Annotated in this window: 14 protein-coding genes; 9 read left to right on the top strand and 5 right to left on the bottom strand. The window is 69.3% G+C overall.

What is annotated here, in order from left to right; genetic code table 11:
• Window positions 1-60: 60 nt before the first annotated feature.
• The 8 genes from gspG (at window position 61) to ABE454_RS08095 (ending at window position 5,479) form a co-directional block, all read left to right on the top strand.
• Window positions 61-522: a type II secretion system major pseudopilin GspG gene (gene gspG, locus ABE454_RS08130; RefSeq protein WP_346530908.1), complete on the top strand. Its 462-nt coding sequence runs from the start codon at window positions 61-63 to the stop codon at window positions 520-522.
• Window positions 491-1,111 (top strand): GspH/FimT family pseudopilin, encoded by a 621-nt coding sequence (locus ABE454_RS08125; RefSeq protein ID WP_346530770.1) that lies wholly within the window; start codon window positions 491-493, stop codon window positions 1,109-1,111. The genes gspG and ABE454_RS08125 overlap by 32 nt, the downstream gene beginning before the upstream one ends.
• Window positions 1,112-1,226: 115 nt before the next feature.
• On the top strand, window positions 1,227-1,622 hold the full coding sequence (gene gspI / locus ABE454_RS08120) for a type II secretion system minor pseudopilin GspI (RefSeq protein ID WP_346530907.1): 396 nt from the start codon (window positions 1,227-1,229) through the stop codon (window positions 1,620-1,622).
• An 89-nt stretch (window positions 1,623-1,711) separates the two neighbouring features.
• Window positions 1,712-2,311, top strand: coding sequence for a type II secretion system minor pseudopilin GspJ (gene gspJ, locus ABE454_RS08115; protein WP_346530768.1), 600 nt, complete (start codon window positions 1,712-1,714; stop codon window positions 2,309-2,311).
• 26 nt (window positions 2,312-2,337) lie between these two features.
• Entirely contained in the window at window positions 2,338-3,294 is a 957-nt protein-coding gene (gene gspK, locus ABE454_RS08110; RefSeq protein WP_346530766.1) for a type II secretion system minor pseudopilin GspK, read from the top strand.
• A 10-nt stretch (window positions 3,295-3,304) separates the two neighbouring features.
• Window positions 3,305-4,408, top strand: a complete 1,104-nt coding sequence (gene gspL, locus ABE454_RS08105; protein ID WP_346530765.1) for a type II secretion system protein GspL — start codon at window positions 3,305-3,307, stop codon at window positions 4,406-4,408.
• Window positions 4,405-4,872 carry a type II secretion system protein GspM gene (gene gspM, locus ABE454_RS08100; protein WP_346530763.1) on the top strand — a complete coding sequence of 156 codons (468 nt, stop codon included), beginning with the start codon at window positions 4,405-4,407 and terminating at the stop codon, window positions 4,870-4,872. The genes gspL and gspM overlap by 4 nt, the downstream gene beginning before the upstream one ends.
• A gap of 184 nt (window positions 4,873-5,056) precedes the next feature.
• Window positions 5,057-5,479, top strand: a complete 423-nt coding sequence (locus ABE454_RS08095) for a hypothetical protein (protein ID WP_346530761.1) — start codon at window positions 5,057-5,059, stop codon at window positions 5,477-5,479.
• Between the two features lie 19 nt (window positions 5,480-5,498).
• On the opposite strand, the gene ABE454_RS08090 is transcribed toward ABE454_RS08095, so the two are convergent.
• The 4 genes from ABE454_RS08090 to ABE454_RS08075 form a co-directional block, all read right to left on the bottom strand.
• Window positions 5,499-7,793, bottom strand: coding sequence for a CHASE2 domain-containing protein (locus tag ABE454_RS08090; RefSeq protein ID WP_346530759.1), 2,295 nt, complete (start codon window positions 7,791-7,793; stop codon window positions 5,499-5,501).
• Window positions 7,794-7,796: 3 nt separating this feature from the next.
• Window positions 7,797-9,161 (bottom strand): FecR domain-containing protein, encoded by a 1,365-nt coding sequence (locus tag ABE454_RS08085; RefSeq protein WP_346530757.1) that lies wholly within the window; start codon window positions 9,159-9,161, stop codon window positions 7,797-7,799.
• A 20-nt stretch (window positions 9,162-9,181) separates the two neighbouring features.
• The gene (locus ABE454_RS08080) at window positions 9,182-9,892 is read right to left on the bottom strand and encodes a response regulator transcription factor (RefSeq protein ID WP_346530756.1); all 711 of its coding nucleotides are present in this window, start codon (window positions 9,890-9,892) and stop codon (window positions 9,182-9,184) included.
• Between the two features lie 84 nt (window positions 9,893-9,976).
• Window positions 9,977-10,873: a LysR family transcriptional regulator gene (locus ABE454_RS08075; protein WP_346530755.1), complete on the bottom strand. Its 897-nt coding sequence runs from the start codon at window positions 10,871-10,873 to the stop codon at window positions 9,977-9,979.
• Window positions 10,874-10,977: 104 nt separating this feature from the next.
• Here ABE454_RS08075 and ABE454_RS08070 point away from each other — a divergent pair, with 104 nt between their 5' ends.
• The gene (locus ABE454_RS08070; RefSeq protein WP_003165585.1) at window positions 10,978-12,480 is read left to right on the top strand and encodes a CoA-acylating methylmalonate-semialdehyde dehydrogenase; all 1,503 of its coding nucleotides are present in this window, start codon (window positions 10,978-10,980) and stop codon (window positions 12,478-12,480) included.
• 199 nt (window positions 12,481-12,679) lie between these two features.
• Here the strand turns inward: ABE454_RS08070 and ABE454_RS08065 are convergent, their stop codons facing one another.
• The gene (locus ABE454_RS08065; protein ID WP_346530754.1) at window positions 12,680-14,092 is read right to left on the bottom strand and encodes a short-chain fatty acyl-CoA regulator family protein; all 1,413 of its coding nucleotides are present in this window, start codon (window positions 14,090-14,092) and stop codon (window positions 12,680-12,682) included.
• Between the last annotated feature and the right edge of the window lie 99 nt (window positions 14,093-14,191).

The following is a 14,191-nucleotide window of genomic DNA, read 5'->3' as shown; positions in this document are numbered from 1 at the left end:
TCCAGACGCTCGACAGTCGCCAGTCAGGCTGTGGCGCTTCGGAAGGAAGGCGCGGCGTCTCTGGATCCTCGGCTCAAGGCCGAGGATGACGGCTGGAGGGGGCGTCGCGCTGGCTTTACCCTTGTCGAGTTAATGGTCGTCATCGTCATCATCGGACTGTTGGCGACGGTGGTGGCCATCAATGTCCTGCCCAGTCAGGACAAGGCCATGGTCGGCAAGGCGCGGGCCGACATCTCGGTGCTGGAGCAGGCGGTGGAGACCTATCGCCTCGACAATCTGACCTTCCCGACGGACCAGCAGGGGCTGAAGGCCCTGACCGCGCCGCCCGCCGATCTGACGCGGCCGGAACGCTATCGACAGGGCGGCTATGTCCGCCGCCTGCCGGAAGACCCGTGGGGCAATCCCTATCAGTACCGCCGCCGCAGCGCCCACGGCGGCCAGTTCGACATCTGGTCCTTCGGCGCCGACGGCCAGGAAGGGGGCGAGGGGAATGACGCTGACATCGGCAACTGGCAGGGCTGAGGCCCTTCCTTCCACCCCATTCACGTCATCCCCGGGCTTGTCCCGGGGATCCATAGACTCGCGGCTGGATCGCTGGGACGAAACGCTTCAACGGCGCCGATCAGCGTCTCTGGGGTCTCGGGTCAAGCCCGAGAATAACGGCAGGAGGGGAGGGCGGCTCGCTAGCGAGCAAAGAACGGGTTTCACTCTCGTCGAACTGATGGTGGTCATGGCCATCATCGGCGTGGCGGCGGGGGCGGTGGTGCTGTCCATGCCGGACCCGCGACCGACGCTGGCGGTCGAGGCCGAGCGGTTCGCCGCGCGTCTGACGCTGGCGCGCGAGGAGGCCGTGATGACCAACCGCTCGGTGGCCCTGCGCGCCGATGCGACGGGCTATGGTTTCGAGAGCTTTGACGGCGCCGTCTGGACGCCTTTGACCGGCGTTCTGGCGCCGAAGGTATGGGGCGAAGGCGCTGCTGTCGCTGGAGCTGCCCGCGCCGTGTTCGACCCGACCGGCGGTGCGGATGCGTTCAGCGTGCGGCTGGAGCGAGAGGACCAAGCCGTCACCGTCGCCATCGACGGGGCGGGCGAGGTGACGATCCATGAATAGGGCGTCTGCTTCCTTCCTCCTCGAGGGGGGAAGGGCCGGGGATGGGGGTGTGGGCGCGACCTTGCGAGAGAGGGCGCGGGAGGCGGTGCGTCTCCGCGCCCTCACCGCCAACGCCCTGTCGTCACCCCCACCCAACCCTCCCCCATCGAGGGGAAGGGCTTTAAGGGAGGGCTTCACCCTGATCGAGTGTCTGGTGGCGTTGGCCGTGTTCGGGCTGGCGGCGATGGCGCTGCTGAACCTGTCGGGCGAGAGCACGCGCTCGGCGGCGCGGGTCGAGACGCGGACGCTGGGCGGCATCGTCGCGGACAATGTCGCCGCGGAGGCGATGATCGCGCGCGACCTGCTCAGCGGCAGCACCTCGGGGCAGGCGTCGCTGGGCGGGCGCGAATGGCGCTGGGTTCGGCTGGTCAGCGCGACCGACATGCCGGGCGTCGGCCGTATCGACGTGCGCGTCTTCGCCGATGAGGAACAGGCCGCCGAGCGCGTGCTGTTCCGGGCGGCGGGCGCATGAAGAGGTGGCGACAACCCGCTCAAGCCGCGAGCCGCCGCGCGGCGAGCGATAGCGTCCTAAAATGCGCTCAAGCAGCGAGCGCCCGTGCCGTGAGCGATAGCGCAACAAATCGACAAGGGTTCACCCTTGTCGAAGTGATGATCGCCTTGCTGATCTTCGCTCTGCTGGCGGGGGCGGGTGCGCTGGTGCTGGGGCAGTCCATCGACAATCGGTTCGCAGTCAAGGCCAACGCAGACCGTGTGGCGGCGCTGCAACGGACCCGAGCCCTGCTGCGCGCCGATCTGGCGCAGGCGACGGCGCGGCGGGTGCGCGGGCCGACGGGGCGTCCGGCGCCTCAGGCGATCATGGGGCCGCAACGGCCGGGCGATCCGCTGCTGGTGCTGGCCCGCAGCGGCTGGAGCAATCCGGACGGCGCGCCGCGCGCTTCGTTGCAGCGGGTCGAATACCGGCAGGTCGAGGATCGGCTGGAGCGCCGTGTGGCGCCTTATCTGGACGGCGCGCGGGCCGGGCCGCCGCAGGTGCTGTATCGTGGGGTGAAGGACGCCCGCGTCGCCTTCATCCAGAACGGGTCTGAAGCGCCCGCCTTTTCCGCCAGCAGCGACCGCCCCTTGCCGGACGCCGTGCGGGTGACGCTGACGCTCGACGGCTTCGGCCCGGTCGAACAGCTGTTTCTGGTCGCCGCCGCATGAAGGAAGAGGCGCGCGATCGTCGGGGCATGGCCCTGCTGACTGTCCTGCTGCTGGTGGCGGTGATGGCGGCGCTGTGCGTGGTGTTGCTGGACGATGTGCGCTTTTCGGTGCGCCGTACGACCAACGCCGAGAGCCAGGCGCAGGCGCAAGCCTATGCGGCGGGGGCGGAGGCCCTGGCGCGGCGGCGGCTGTCCGATCTGGTCCGCGCAGATCCCGCGCGCACGCCGCTTCAGCCGCAGTGGAACGGCCGCGTCTTCGCACTGCCGCTGGAAGAAGGCGAGGGGCGGGCGGTGATCCGCGACGGCCAGTCCTGTTTCAACCTGAACAGTCTGGTGCTGGGGCAGGGCGAGGATCTGATCGCGCGGCCTGAAGGAGCGGCGCAGTTCATCGCCTTGGGCGAAGCATTGGGCCTGCCGCGTGGGCAGATGGCGGCGGTCGCGGCGGCCCTGACCGACTGGATGGACGGCGACGACGAGGTTTCGGCGCAGGGGGCGGAGGACGCCGCCTACGCCAGCCGCCCGACGCCCTATCGCACCGGTGGCGTTATGGTGGCCGAGGTCAGCGAACTGCGCGCCGTGGCGGGGGTGGACGACGCCCTCTATCGCCGTCTGAGACCGTATCTGTGCGCCCTGCCGGAAGCGCGGCTGTCGCCCCTGAATGTGAATACGCTGGAGCCGCAGGACGCCGTGCTACTGGTCGCGATCAGCCGGGGCGTGGTCGGGCTGAACGCGGCCAAGGCGGCCATCGCCGCGCGTCCGGCGGCGGGCTGGAGCAGCCCGGACGCCTTCTGGGCTCAACCCGCCCTGTCTGGCGTGGTCGTTGATGAAGAGACCAAGGGGCAGGTGACGCTGGCCACCCGCTATTTCGATCTGAGGGTTGAGATCGAACACGGCGACGCCCGCGCCGTCCGCACCGCCCTGATCCACGTCGCGCCTGATGGCGTGGCGCGTACCGTCATCCGTCGCTGGACGCCTGAAGAATGAGCATGGAAGAATGAGCCACGCCCGCATCCTGTTCATCCCGACCAACGCGACCTTGCCCGCGCGTTTCCTGATGGTCGACCGCGAGGGCCGCGTGGTCGGGCGCGGCGAGCTGGACCCCCATCAGGCCGACGCTCCGCCGCCGATGCGCACCATCGCCGTGGCCCCCGGCGCGGACGTCATGACGCGCTGGCTGGACCTGCCGCCGGGCAATATGGCGCAGGCCCGCGCCGCCGCGCGCTGGGCCTTGCGCGATCAGGCGGCGGGCGAGGTGGAGGGGCTGGACGTTGCGCTGGGCGCGGCGCCGGTCGACGGCGGCCCGCGCCTGATCGCGGCGGTGTCGGCCAAGCTGCTACAGGCGTGGTTGCGCTGGATGGAGACGTTCGACATCCGGCCGGACGTTGTCGTTCCGGATAATCTGTGTCTGCCCGGGCCGTTGGATGCGCAGACGCTGACCGCTGCGCAGGTCGGCGCTGATGTGGCACTGCGCGGTCCGGCCTTCGCGGTGACGGTCCAGCCTGATCTGGCGGAGGCGATCGCGGCGGGGCGTGCGCTCGACTGGCTGGAAGGCGAGGCGCTGGACGCAGCGCTGGCGGCTGGCGCGATGGCGGCGCCGGTCGACTTGTTGCAGGCCCATGACCGTCGTGAAAGGGGACAGGCGGCGAGAGGCTGGCGGCTGGCGGCGGGGCTGGCGGCGGCGCTGTTGATCTCGCCCCTGATCCTGATGGCGGCCGAAGGTGTGCGTGATCGGGCGGCGGCCGAGCGCGCTGCGGCGTCTGCGAGAGCCGGGGCGACGAAACTCTATCCTGAACTGGCGACGATGAAGGAGGCGGCGGCCGAAGCCATGCGCCGACTGGATGCCGGACCGCCGCCGGGCGGAATCGCGCGCGCGATGGCCGCCGTCTTCGCCGCGGTCGAGGGCGTGCCGGGCGCGGAACTGGACGATGTCGCGCTGGGGGGCGAGGGGCTGCGCGTCGGTCTGGCGCATCCGAACTTCAATGATCTGGACGCCGTGCGCGCCGGTCTGGCCGAGGCCGGACTGGCGGTGGCCGATGAAACCTCATCCGAGGAAGGCGGACGCATGACCAGCACCCTTACGATCGGAGGCGCCCGATGAAGGCTCCGTTTTCCCCGGCCGCCGCATGGTGGGACGGCCGGTCGCTGCGTGAACGGCGGATGCTGGCGGTCATGGGCGTGCTGGTGCTGGGCCTTGTCGGGTGGCTGGGCGTGGCGCGGCCGCTGGACGGGTGGCAGGCCGATCAGGCGCGCGCCCGTCTCGCGGCCGAGCGCCAGCTGACGCAGATCGAGACAGCCGTGGTCCAGCGCGGCGCGGCGCCTGCGGAGGCGGTCGACCTTCAGACTCTCGTTGCTTCGACCGCCGCAGGGGCGGGGGTGCAGCCGGTTCTGGGCATGTCCGAGAGCGGGCGGCTGGGCTTTCGGCTGGATCGCGTGACGACGGCGCAGGCTTTTGGATGGCTGGCCGCGCTGGAGCAGGGCGGGGCGCGTATCGAGGAACTGGGCGTGGTCAAGAACACCGACGGGATGCTGGGCGTCACCGGGGCTGTGACGTCAGGAGGCTAGACACGGCGATCAGGTCTCGCGGATAAGGCGCGCACGCTTTTCCCTGCGTCTCAATATCGTCCGTTGTGGACATATGGTCCGCGTCGGGGCAGGTATCGCAGCCATGAGTTTGCGTTGGCCCCTTCCTTTGATCGGCGCGGCCGTTCTGGCAGGTTGCGCGACTACGCCCGTCGTTGAGACGCACTTGTCGTCAGCCGTGCCTGACGGCGTGACCACCTATCATCTGGTGCAGGTTGAGACGCCGACAGCGCCTGATCTCGCAACGGTCGAGGCGGTGCGCCAGGCGCTGACCGCGCGCGGCTGGATTGAAACGGACAGCAAGGCGGCGTGGCGGGTGGAAACGGCCTATGCTGTGCGGCCTCAAAAAACCGGCGCTTTCACCGACGCGGACGCCCGTCAGGGCGAATGGACCGAGGCGCCGCGTCTGCCGCAATGGTGGAGCCGTGGTCGCGACCTGCACCGTTTGACTGTGATCCTGACCGGACCAGGAGATCAGACGAACGTCTATCGCGCTTCGGCGAGCGCCGTGCTGACGCGTCGACAGGCTGGCAGCGGGCCGAGTCTGTTAGCTGAGGCGGCGACAGGCAGCCTGCAACTGGGCGATTAAGCCGCGCTCCAGCGCGCGTTTATGTTGAGGCGTCGCTTCCTTCATCCCTGATGCGCGGCAAGGTGAGGATGAAGGTTGCGCCGGGGGAGCCGGGCTGGTGGCGGATGGTTCCGCCGTGGCGTTCGGCGACGGTGCGGACGAAAGCGAGGCCGAGGCCTGCGCCGCGGTGATCTGCGCCGCCGTGGCCGAAGGGCTGGAACAGGCGGCGGGCCGCTTCTTCGGACAGGCCGGGGCCCTGATCGCTGACACGCAGGATGCAGACGGGGCGGCCGTCTTCCTCGCCGTCGGTCAGCTCGACCTGGATGGCGCCGCCCGCCGGGCCGTATTTGAGGGCGTTGTCCAGCAGGTTGGTGGTCAGGCGACGCAGCAGGGCGGGATCGCCCTGGACCAGGAATTCCTCCTCGCCGTCGGGGGTCAGGATGCGGACGCCCTTCTTCGATGCCTGGGGCCACAGGATGTCGGCGGCGTCCATGGCGACCTGGCCCAGGTCGAGCAGTTCTGAGCGATAGGGCTGGCTCTCGGCGCGGGCCAGCTGGACGTAGCCCTCGGCCAGATCGAGGGTCTGGCGGGCGTAGTTGGCGATGCGGTGCTCGACGTTCGGGTCCAGTCGCGGGGAGGGGCCGTCCAGCAGGGTCAGGATCGACACCTGCGGCGCGCGCATGTCGTGGCTGAGCAGTTGCAGGGCCTCGGCGCGCTGGCGCTCGGCGGCGCGGAAGCGGGTCATGTCGGCGAAGCGGACGATGTGGCCGGCGGGCTGGCCGTCGGAGTCGGTCAGGACGGAGGCGGCGGCCTTCAGGATGCGGCCGTCGGGCGTGGTGATGTCGCCGGGATCGCCTTCCGGGTCGAGGAAGCGGCGCCAGGCGGGCTCGCCCAGCGACTGAAACAGCAGCGGCAGGTCGGCGTCGTCCTTCAGCCGGGCGCCGAACAGGGCCTCGGCCCGGTCGTTGGATAGGATGATGCGGGCGTTGGGATTGGCGACCACTGTGGCGTCGGGCAGGCTGCGCAGGGCGTCCGAGATGAAGCGTTCAAGGTCGCGCACCTGACGCACGGCGGCGCGCAGGGCGTCGACCTGACGGGCTACGACATCGCCGCCCCGGGCGCGGCCGGTCAGGCGCACGCCGTCGCGCTCGAATGCGTCGACCTCGCTCTGCATATAGGCCGAGGCGGCGGCCAGCCGGCGCCAGCTCCATAATGGATAGGCCAGGGCCAGACCGGCGACGGCGGCGGACGGCGGAAACCACAGGCCGAACGCCAGAAAGGCGATGGCGGTCGCGATCAGGGTCACGGCGATCAGCACGCCGCCCAGCGCCATGTTGACCGTCGGGCGCAGGGCCAGAAAGCCCGCGATCAGCAGCGCCAGCGGCGTCAGCGACAGGACGAGAATCAAGCCTGTCGACAGGCTGCGCGGGCCGCCGCCCTCGATCAGGGTCTGGAGCAGGGCGGCCTGCACCTCGACTCCGGGGCGCAGGTCGCCGTTCGCCGTGGCCGGGGTGGCGTAGCGGTCGCCGAGGCCGGGCGCGGTGGCGCCGACCAGCACCAGCCTGTCTTTCAGGAAGGCGGCGGGCGTTTCGCCGCTCAATACATCGACGAAGGAGAGGGTGCGGAAGGCGCCGGGCGGGCCGCGATAGATCAGGGCCTCGGGCGCGGCGGCGATCAGTTCGTTGTCGTCATGAGGCGCGGGCGCGGCCGGGATCGGCCCCCGCGTCGCCGCCAGCTGCAGGATCAGGTGCGGCCATGTGCGCGGTCCGGCCTGAAGATAGAGCGGCAGGCGACGCACGGCGCCGTCGTCGTCGATGGTCAGGTTGACGTGGCCCAGTCCCGCTGCGGCGTGCGCCAGCGCAGGGGCGGGAGCGTCCTCACGATAGGCGGCGCCGTTCAGGCCGGGAGCGTCCAGCACGACGGGCAGGCGCACCTGACCGTTGCGCGACAGGGCGGCGGCCAGGGCGTCGTCCTGAGGCGAGGGTTCGGTGAACAGGACGTCATAGGCGACTGCGCCCGCGCTGGCCTGCGTCAGCCGGTCGATCAGGCGGGCGTGCAGGTCGCGCGGCCACGGCCATTGTCCGAGGGTTTCAAGACTGCGGTCGTCGATGGCGATGATGACGACGCCGTCGTCGGCGGGGCCTGCCTTGGCGCGCATCAGCACGTCATAGATCAGGTGATCGGCGCGGTTCGCCACCGGCGTCAGCGTCATCCAGCCGACCAGCAGTCCCGACAGCAGAGCCACCAGCCCCCATTCGAGCAGGACGCGACGGCCGGTCAGGCGGGCGCCGAGCCCGGCTGTCCAGCGCTGTTTCCGCCCGCCGGGCCCCAACACGGCCTATCGTCCGATGCGCAGCTGCTGCGGCTCGGACCAGGCTTCCAGCAGGCGGCCGAAGCGGTGGCGCGCGGCCTGCACCCGCCAGCTGTAGACGCCGGGCGGCAGGTCGCTGAGGGTGAAGGCTTCTTCGGTCAGGCCGGGCTGATCGACGACCATGGGACCGTCAGCGGTTCCGTCTTCGGCCTCGCGCCACAGCTGGAAGCGGAAGGCGGCGTCGCCGACGCCTTCGGATTCCCAGCGGAAACGATAGAAGCGGCGGTGGTCGCGCTGATCCAGCGTCGAGGCCAGACCGCCGACGCCGTTGCGGGCGCGGATGAAGCTGTAGGTGGTGGCCTTCCCCTCCAGCCCCTCGGGCGACAGGGCGGTCAGGCGCAGGAACCAGGCGCCTTCTTCCATCTCGCCGAAGACCAGCGGGCCGCCGGGCGGGCTGTCGGCCTCGGCGAAGGCTTCGATCATTCCGGCGTCGCGGGCGACGCGACCGCGATAGCGTTCGGCGCCGGGCAGGGGCTGGATGTCGAAGGAGACCTGAGCCTTCGTCTGCGGCGCATCCGGATGCGTCAGGGCGGGGGCGGGCAGCAGGGGCAGAAGGCGCACGGCGCCCGCAGCGGCGCTGACGCCCTGATCAACCTGAGCCACGGCCTCGGCGTCGCCGGCGGCGATGGCGACGACGCCTTCCAGCACCTCGGTCGTCGAACGGGCGGCGGCGTCATCGAAGGAGACTCGGAAGTCGGTGCCGCGCACGGCCGAGACGGAGACGGGCGTGCGGATGGCGAAGCCGCCGGGGCGGCTGCGCGGCGTCACGCGGGATTCGGCGCGGCCCGCCTCGACCGTCAGGGCGTGGTCGACGGCGCCGTTGATGGCGTAGCGGCGCAGGCGGCTGACGCGCACGCGGCTGTTGGATGGCACGACTACATGGCTGCCGTCCGACAGGGCGAGGCGGACGAAGGCGTTGGCGCCGGTGCTGAGGACGGCGCCTTCACGCACGGCCTGACCGGCGGCGGGGGCGGCGGCGCGGCCGTCCTGATTCAGCGTCGCGGCGCCCCGGAAACCGGCGATGCGGGCCTCGTCAGGGTCGGCGCGCAACAGTTCGACCGGGAAGATCAGGGTGCGGCCGATGGACAGGCGGCGCGGATCGGCCACGCGGTTCTCGCGCTGGACCCGGCGGTAATCGAGCGGCCGGTTCATATAGGCGGCGGCCAGATCGATCAGGGTGTCGCCGGGGCGCACCACATAGTCGAGCGTCTCGACGGCGGCGGCGGACGCAGCGGGGCGCGGCGCCGTCGGGGCGGCCGAAGTCTGCGCCGAGACGCTTCCCGCCGCCAGCATCGCCGCAACCGCAAGGGCCGCTGACCAATCCGTCTTCATTGCGCTCACTGCACCCTTATTCAGGCGTCCTGTGCGGGTTCGACCCCTGCGACGCGTTCGAGGCGGTATCCGTAGCTGTAAATGGGGGTCAGGCGGAAGCCTCGCTCAGGCCGCAGCTCCAGCTTGTTACGGATGCGCGAGATGTGCATGTCCAGCGAACGGCTGTTCAGATCCGGCTCATTGCCCCACACCGTCTCCAGAATATAGGTACGCGACAGCGCCCGGTGCAGGTTGCGGAACAGCAGCAGGGCCAGGGCGTATTCCTTGGCCGTCAGGGCGATAGCCTTGCCGTCGCGGGTCACAGAACCGGCCGCCTCGTGGAAGGAGACGCCGTCATAGACTTCCACGCCCGGCGTGGTCGGCTGGGCGTAGGCGCGGCGGATCAGGGCGTTGATGCGCGCCGCCAGCACCGGCTTGGACAGGGGCTTGGGCAGGTAGTCGTCGGCCCCGGCGTCCAGACCGGCGACGACGTCTTCATCCTCGGCGCGGCTGGTGACCAGCAGCATGGGCGGGGCGGGCTTCAGGTTGGTGCGCGCCCAGGCCAGAACCTCCAGCCCAGAACGGTCGGGCAGGTTCCAGTCGACGATCAGCATGTCGAAGGTGTCCTTGCGCAGGGCTGAGATCAGCGCCTGCCCCCGCGAGAACAGGGTGGCGCGATATCCGGCGTCCTGGATGACTTCAGAGACGAACTCCAGCTGGACGGGATCGTCGTCTAATATCGCTATCTTCATGGCTGTACTGGAACTCCGACGAGAACGCGGGAACCCATAGCGTTGGAAGGCTGATTTTAGGCCATTGTAAAATGTAAAATATAGTCACCAATCGGTGTTTTTCGAATTGGGTGCAAGTTTATCAGCTTGATCCCGGCATAACGACTTGATCCAGCGGCGCACGGTCTTCAACCGGGCGGACCCGTGAACCTCGCGGTGGGTGCTGAGCCAGAAGCGGCGCTCGATCAGCACCTGATCGGCCAGAACGCGCGTCAGCCCTTCTGCCAGAAAACAGGGCAGGACGCCGATGCCGCCGCCCGCCGCCACCATGTCCCGCTGGGCGCGGATGGACGAGGACGCCAGACGCGGCCGCAGATTGGGTCGGATCTCCTCCAGATAGCGCAGCTCGGGCGCATAGATCAGGTCGTCGACATAGCCGACGATGTCGAAGCGGTTCAGGTCGTCGATGCTGTCCGGCGCGCCGTGGCGTTCCAGATGGTCGGGCGCGGCGTAGAGCGCCAGTTGATAGGTGGTCAGCGGCTCGACGATCAGGCGTGGGCTGTCGGCGGGGCTGAGGGTGATGGCCATGTCCACCTCGCGGCGGCTGGGCGACAGAAAGCCGGAACTGGCCGCCAGTTCGACGTTCAGCCCCGGATGCGCGGCCAGCAGGCCGGGCAGGGCGGGGGCCAGCACCGCCCCGCCGAAGCCTTCGGATGCGCTGATCCGCACGGCGCCCGCGATCAGGTCGGGTTGGGTGACGCGTTCGGCGGCCTCCATCGCGCTTTCGGCGTCCAGCGCCCGCTCCAGCAGTTGGGCGCCGGTGGCCGTCAGGTGCAGCCCGGCGGCCGAACGCACCAGCAGGGTCGACTTCAGCGCCGTCTCCAGCCGCGCCACGCGCCGCCCGACGGTGGCCGCATCGACGCCCAGCCGCTGCGCCGCCGTGGCCAAAGACCCGGCGCGCGCGGCGGCCAGAAACACCCTCAGATCATCCCAATCGAACATATGCAGATATGCACATCATCACCTGCAAGATTGCAATGGGCCTGACCGGCCCGCTCTGCTAGGGCAGGCTCACGAAGAACCATAATCATCGGGAGAGACGTTCAATGCGCGATATTCGCCACTTCATCGACGGTGCGGCTTTTGATGGGGCGTCGGGCCGCTTCGGCGACGTTTTCAACCCCAACACCGGCGAGGTTCAGGCCCGCGTTCAACTGGCGACGCCGTCGGAACTGGACCGCGCGGTCCAGTCGGCGCAGGCCGCCTTCGAAGGCTGGTCCTCGACCAACCCGCAGCGCCGCGCCCGGGTCATGTTCGAGTTCAAGCGCCTGGTCGAGGCGAACATGAACGAACTGGCCGAACTGCTGTCCAGCGAGCACGGCAAGGTCATCGCCGACTCCAAGGGCGACATCCAGCGCGGTCTGGAAGTGATCGAGTTCGCCTGCGGCATCCCGCACGCCTCGAAGGGCGAATACACCTATGGCGCCGGCCCGGGCATCGACGTCTATTCCATGCGCCAGCCGCTGGGCGTGGTGGCGGGCATCACTCCGTTCAACTTCCCCGGCATGATCCCGATGTGGATGTTCGGCGTGGCCATCGCTGCGGGCAACACCTTCATCCTGAAGCCGTCCGAGCGTGATCCGTCCCTGCCGGTGCGTCTGGGCGAACTGATGATGGAGGCGGGCGCGCCCAAGGGCGTGCTGAACGTCGTCCACGGCGACAAGGTGGCGGTCGACTCCATCCTCGAACACCCGCTGATCCATGCCGTCAGCTTCGTCGGCTCGTCGGACATCGCCCACTATGTGTTCCAGAAGGGCGCGGCCCACGGCAAGCGCGTTCAGGCCATGGGCGGGGCCAAGAACCACGGCATCGTCCTGCCCGACGCCGACATGGATCAGGTCATCAAGGATCTGACCGGCGCGGCCTACGGCTCGGCCGGCGAGCGCTGCATGGCCCTGCCGGTCGTGGTGCCGGTCGGTCAGCGCACCGCCGACGAACTGCGCGAGCGACTGGTCTCGGAAATCCCGAACCTGCGCGTCGGCGTCTCGACCGACGCCGAGGCCCACTACGGCCCCGTCGTCACCCAGACCCACAAGGACAAGGTTCTGGGCTGGATCAACAAGGGCGTGGAAGAAGGCGCCGAACTGGTCGTCGACGGCCGCGAGTTCAGCCTGCAGGGCCACGAGAAGGGCTTCTTCATCGGCCCGTCGCTGTTCGACCACGTCAAGCCCGAGATGGAATCCTACAAGGAAGAGATCTTCGGCCCGGTGCTGCAGATCATGCGCGCCGCCAGCTTCGAGGAGGCGCTGAGCCTGCCCAGCAAGCACCAGTACGGCAACGGCGTCGCCATCTTCACACAGAACGGCCGCGCGGCCCGCGACTTCGCCGCCCGCGTCAACGTCGGCATGGTCGGCATCAACGTGCCGATCCCGGTGCCGGTGGCCTATCACTCGTTCGGCGGCTGGAAGCGCTCGGCCTTCGGCGACATCAATCAGCACGGCATGGAAGGCGTCCGCTTCTGGACCAAGACCAAGACCGTGACGGCCCGCTGGCCGGATAGCGATCTGGAGCACGCGGACTCGAGCTTCGTCATCCCGACGATGGGCTAACCTTGAGCCTCTCCCGATGGGAGAGGGCTAGAGCCTCGGAGAGCGAAGCGATCCGCTAAGGCGACCCGAAGGGCGGCGCGAAGCAGCCAAAGGGTGAGGGTTCCGAAGTCAGCCGTTTTTGCGGCGGCTTGCGCCGACTGAGGCCGGGAACCCTCATCCGCCCCTTCGGGGCACCTTCTCCCATCGGGAGAAGGAATAATTATGAGAGCGTATAGGGGATCACGCCCCGCTCATTCTCCGGCACGGTCAGCGTGCGGTCGATCGGCGGAAACGCCCTTTGCGTGCAGTCCGTCCGCTCGCAGATGCGGCAGTTGACCCCCATGCGCGTCGGCGGGCCGTTCAGGTCCAGCCCCTCTGCATAGACCAGCTGCGCCGCGTGCTCGATCTCGCACCCCAGCCCCAGCGCATAGCGCCGGTCAGGCTCCAGAAACGACCCGCCCGGCTTGGACACGCTCTTGGCGATGCAGACGTAGCGGGCGCCGTCGGGCATCTCCGATAGATTGACCAGAATGCGGTCCGGAGCGCTGAACGCCTCATGCACGTTCCACAGCGGGCAGGCGCCGCCGAAGCGGGCGAACTGGAAGCGTGTCGCGCTGTGCCGCTTGGTGATGTTCCCGGCCATGTCCACCCGCGCGAAGTAGAAGGGCACGCCGCGCCAGCCCGGCCTCTGTAGCGTCGACAACCGGTGGCAGGCCTGCTCGAAGCTGACGTGGAAGCGGTTGCGCAGGCGGTCCACGTCGTGTCGCAGCTCCCGCGCCGCGTCCAGAAAGGCGCGATAGGGCAGCAGCAGCGCCCCAGCCGCATAGTTGGCCAGACCGACCCGGCATACGTCGCGCGCGGCGGGAATGTCGAAGGCGGCGCGGTCCAGTTCGTGCTCGATCAGGTCCTCGAACCGCAAGCGAACCAGCTGGTGCGCCATCTGGAAGGCGCGGGTGGCGCCCGGCAGGCTGGCGTCGACATAGAGAATGCGTGCGCCCGGATCGAAACGCCGCATGGCGCCGCGCCCCTGACCCGTGGCGACGCGCACGCCGCACAGGTCGTTGAGGGCGGCCTCAAGCTCGCGCTCGGGATGGACGCCGTCGCCCAGATTCAGCCGCGCGGCCAGATCCTCGGCCGCCCGGTCCAGGGCGTCGATGTAGTTGTCGCGATAGTGGAAGAAGTCGCGCACCGCCTCATAGGGCAGGGCGGGGGCGGCGACGGTGGCGTGTTCGTCGCGGCCCAGCGTCTCGTTCAGCGTCTTCAGCCGCTCGTCCAGACGGCGATAGTCCTGATGCAGGGCCAGGAACTGCCGCGCCAGCCGGGGCGCGTTCATGGCTGCCTGCTTCAGCTCGCCCGCCGTCGGCGCCTCAGCGTGGCCCGCGACGTCGGTGGTCGCCTCGCGCAGGTCGGCGATCAGGCGGGCGTCGCCGTCCAGATCGAACAGGCTGGCGTCTACGTCGAAAGCCCGCGTCAGGGCGATCAGCACCCGCGCCGTGGCCGGGCGCTGGTTCGTCTCGATCTGCGACAGATAGGAGGGCGACAGCGCCAGCCGCCCGGCGCACTGCTCCAGCGTCCAGCCGCGCGTCTCGCGCAGCTTGCGGACCTTGGTCCCGAGGTAGAGTTTCTCAGCCATGATCCGCGCCGTTCTGAAGGCGTTGCAACTTTGCAAAAACGCCTGTCTGCCTTGGCAGGCTTACGCACTTACGCATCTTTTGCAAAGTTGCGATTGCCT

This window comes from Brevundimonas diminuta (assembly GCF_039673845.1).
Classification (GTDB): domain Bacteria; phylum Pseudomonadota; class Alphaproteobacteria; order Caulobacterales; family Caulobacteraceae; genus Brevundimonas; species Brevundimonas diminuta_E.
Note: the sequence above shows the minus strand (reverse complement) of the source record. Positions and strands in the feature narration are given on the sequence as shown.

What these genes read in the sequence shown, in the direction of transcription:
- gspM (WP_346530763.1), top strand. Translation starts at nt 4,405, where the DNA reads ATGAAGGCTCCGTTTTCCCCGGCCGCCGCATGGTGGGACGGCCGGTCG.
- ABE454_RS08085 (WP_346530757.1), bottom strand. Translation starts at nt 9,161, where the DNA reads ATGAAGACGGATTGGTCAGCGGCCCTTGCGGTTGCGGCGATGCTGGCG.
- ABE454_RS08125 (WP_346530770.1), top strand. Translation starts at nt 491, where the DNA reads ATGACGCTGACATCGGCAACTGGCAGGGCTGAGGCCCTTCCTTCCACC.
- ABE454_RS08080 (WP_346530756.1), bottom strand. Translation starts at nt 9,892, where the DNA reads ATGAAGATAGCGATATTAGACGACGATCCCGTCCAGCTGGAGTTCGTC.
- gspL (WP_346530765.1), top strand. Translation starts at nt 3,305, where the DNA reads ATGAGCCACGCCCGCATCCTGTTCATCCCGACCAACGCGACCTTGCCC.
- ABE454_RS08065 (WP_346530754.1), bottom strand. Translation starts at nt 14,092, where the DNA reads ATGGCTGAGAAACTCTACCTCGGGACCAAGGTCCGCAAGCTGCGCGAG.
- ABE454_RS08075 (WP_346530755.1), bottom strand. Translation starts at nt 10,873, where the DNA reads ATGTTCGATTGGGATGATCTGAGGGTGTTTCTGGCCGCCGCGCGCGCC.
- ABE454_RS08070 (WP_003165585.1), top strand. Translation starts at nt 10,978, where the DNA reads ATGCGCGATATTCGCCACTTCATCGACGGTGCGGCTTTTGATGGGGCG.
- gspK (WP_346530766.1), top strand. Translation starts at nt 2,338, where the DNA reads ATGGCCCTGCTGACTGTCCTGCTGCTGGTGGCGGTGATGGCGGCGCTG.